General features: G+C 64.9%; 4 protein-coding genes. 2 read left to right on the plus strand and 2 right to left on the minus strand.

Annotated features, from left to right (window positions below):
* Positions 1-498: sugar O-acetyltransferase (locus tag EOA60_RS28485; protein ID WP_164899609.1), on the plus strand; the 498-nt coding region annotated here is incomplete at its 5' end.
* On the opposite strand, the gene EOA60_RS28490 is transcribed toward EOA60_RS28485, so the two are convergent.
* Entirely contained in the window at positions 485-1,468 is a 984-nt protein-coding gene (locus tag EOA60_RS28490) for a helix-turn-helix domain-containing protein (RefSeq protein WP_095823297.1), read from the minus strand. The genes EOA60_RS28485 and EOA60_RS28490 overlap by 14 nt on opposite strands.
* A 127-nt stretch (positions 1,469-1,595) precedes the next feature.
* Here EOA60_RS28490 and EOA60_RS28495 point away from each other — a divergent pair, with 127 nt between their 5' ends.
* Positions 1,596-2,237, plus strand: a complete 642-nt coding sequence (locus tag EOA60_RS28495) for a cysteine hydrolase family protein (RefSeq protein WP_095823296.1) — start codon at positions 1,596-1,598, stop codon at positions 2,235-2,237.
* Between the two features lie 174 nt (positions 2,238-2,411).
* Here the strand turns inward: EOA60_RS28495 and EOA60_RS28500 are convergent.
* Positions 2,412-2,516 (minus strand): formate--tetrahydrofolate ligase (locus tag EOA60_RS28500; RefSeq protein WP_128312268.1); only part of this gene is annotated, 105 nt, incomplete at its 5' end.

The raw sequence follows: 2,516 nt of genomic DNA on the forward strand, positions 1-2,516 counted from the left end.
GAGCTGGAGGCGATGCGGGTGACCGCCCGCGACGCAGTGTTCGAGCACAACAGCATGCCGCCCCGGCAGCGCGGCGACATCGGCGCGACACTGCGAGCGCTGCTCGGCGGCCTAGGCGAGGGCGCGCGCATCGAGGCGCCGTTCCACTGCGCTTACGGCTTCAACCTGTTTCTCGGCGAGGGCGCCTTCCTGAACGCCGGTTGCACCATTCTCGATACCGCTCCGGTGAAGATCGGCAGGAGGACGCTGCTTGGCCCCAATGTGCAGATCTATTGCGCCGAGCATCACCGCGAGGCCGCCGGGCGGCTGGCCGGATTGGAGATCGCCAAATCGGTGACGATCGGCGACAACGCGTGGATCGGCGGCAGCGCGGTGATCCTCGCCGGCGTCAGCATCGGCGAAGGCGCCATCGTCGGCGCCGGCGCGGTGGTGACGCGCGACGTTCCGGCCAATGCGACCGTGGTCGGCAACCCGGCGCGGATGGTTACACGCCGCTGAGGGCGACCCGTGCGCTGCCCTTCGAGAATTCGCGCCGGTACTGCATCGGCGAGGTTCTGAGCCGTGCCGCGAAATGCTGGCGCAGCGACGTGGCGCTGCCGAAGCCGGCCTCGAAGGCCACCATGTCCATCGATTTGTCGGTCTGTTCCAGCAGCCTCTGCGCCAGCGCCAAGCGCTGTTCGGCCAGCCAACTGCCGAAGCTGGTGCCGGTCGTCTTCTGGAAGCGACGCGTGAAGGTGCGGCGGGTGAGGCCAGCTGCTTCGGCGACGCTGTCCAGGGTGTGAGCTTCGCCAAGCGTTGCCCGCACCCCGTCAAGTGCCTTTGTGAACCGGTCGGCGTTTGGCGTCGGCGCGAGCGGGCGCTCGATGAACTGAGCCTGTCCACCCTGCCGGTGCGGCGACAGCACGACGTGGCGGGCGAGCCGAAGCGCTGCCTCGGCGCCGTAGCGGGCGCGCACAATGTGCAGGCAGCAGTCCAGCCCGGCGGCGACGCCGGCCGAGGTAACGATGTCGCCTTCATCGACATAGAGCACGTCGGCATCGACGGCGATATCGGGGTGCAGCGTCTGCAACTGGTCGGTATAGGCCCAATGCGTGGTGGCCTTGCGTCCCGCCAGCAGTCCGGCGGCGGCGATGGCGAAGGTGCCGAGGCAGAGGCCGACGATCAGCGCGCCGCGCTTATGTGCCCGTTCAAGCGCATGCTTGAGCGGCGCGGCCAGAGGAGCATCGAGCTCTTTCCAGCTTGGGATGATGACGATGTCGGCCTGGTCGAGCGCCGAAAGATCGTGCGGGACCGAAATGCTCAAACCGGCATCGGTATGGATCGGTCCTTGCTCCGCCGCGCAGACGCGGAAATCGAAGCTCGGCAGGCCGAGCTTGGTGCGGTCCGCGCCGAAGACCAGGCAAGGCACGGAAAGGTGGAACGGGCTGATGCCGTCGAAGGCGACGACGGCGACGATCGGATTGCGCATGGCAGACATCACAAGGTTACGGCAAGGAGTGTCCCAATTTTTTCGAATAATGTCAATTGGGCCACTTTCTGGGAATAGATGTTCGGCCTAGCTTCGCCACCTATCAACCCGCTCGAAAGGAACCGCCATGTCAGCACCAGCCACCCAGCCACGCCGCGCACTCGTCGTCGTCGATGTCCAGAACGACTACAATGGCGGCAATCTCGCCATCCAGCATCCGCCCTTCGCCGACAGCGTCGCCAACGTGGCGCGCGCCATGGACGCCGCCACTGCTGCCGGCATCAAGGTCGTTGTCGTGAAGCAGATGGCGCCGGAGACTTCGCCGATCTTCGCCAAGGGCAGCCATGGCGGCGAACTGCATCCCGAGATCGCCGGGCGCGCCCGCGACCACTATGTCGAGAAGACGCTGCCCTCCGCCTTCACAGGCACCGACCTCGAGAACTGGCTACGCGCCAACCACATCGATACGATCGCGGTCGTCGGCTACATGACGCATAATTGCGACCTGTCGACCATCATCCATGCGGTGCATATGGGCTTTTCCGTCGAGTTCCTCTCGGATGCCAGCGGCTCGGTTCCCTACGCCAACAGCGCCGGCTACGCGTCTGCCGAAGACATCCATCGCGTGGTGAGCGTGGTGCTGCAGTCGCGCTTCGCCGCGGTGCTCAAGACCGCCGAATGGATCGATTGCCTGAAGACCGGCGCCCTGCCGGAGCGCGACACGATCTATGCGTCGAACCAGCGGGCGCTGACGCGGAACGCTGCCTAAAGCATTCACCGTTTCACGGAAACGGCGAAATGCTCTGGCTTTTTGTTTTTGACGCAATTCCGGACGGAAAACCGCTCACACTTTTCCTGGAACTGCTCTAGCCGCACCAACGCCAAAAGAAAAAGGGCGCGGCAGCAGTGCGGCGCCCTTCGTCATTTCAGCTCCTAACGCTGCCTAGAACAGGCCCTCGATCTGGCCCTGCTCGTTGAGGAAGATCTTCTCCGAGGAGGGCGACTTGGGCAGGCCGGGCATCGTCATGATCTCGCCGCAGATGATGAC

The sequence above is a fragment of the Mesorhizobium sp. M1A.F.Ca.IN.020.06.1.1 genome (genome assembly GCF_004023265.1).
GTDB lineage: Bacteria > Pseudomonadota > Alphaproteobacteria > Rhizobiales > Rhizobiaceae > Mesorhizobium.